This is a genomic window from Pyramidobacter sp. C12-8, assembly GCF_002007215.1.
Taxonomy (GTDB): Bacteria; Synergistota; Synergistia; order Synergistales; family Dethiosulfovibrionaceae; genus Pyramidobacter.
In genome coordinates this window covers 1-234 of sequence record NZ_MUHX01000125.1, presented here as the reverse complement: position 1 = coordinate 234, position 234 = coordinate 1, and the positions used below count along the sequence as shown (strand labels likewise).

Annotated in this window: 1 rRNA gene; it reads right to left on the bottom strand. The window is 50.0% G+C overall.

The features are described 5' to 3' along the window. Nucleotides 1–234 (bottom strand): 23S ribosomal RNA (locus B0D78_RS12310); the annotation flags it as partial.

Genomic DNA, 234 nt, shown 5'->3' with positions numbered 1-234 from the left:
GATCATCATTATCCGGCATTCTTAGTTTGATAGGGTTCAGTAACCTCTCGGCCCCTAGCCCATTCAGTGCTTTACCTCCGGTAATGTTCAATCGAGGCTAGCCCTAAAGCTATTTCGGAGAGAACCAGCTATCTCCGGGTTCGATTGGAATTTCTCCGCTATCCACAGGTCATCCCCGCCCTTTTCAGCGGACGTCTGGTTCGGTCCTCCATGAAGCTTTACCTTCACTTCAAC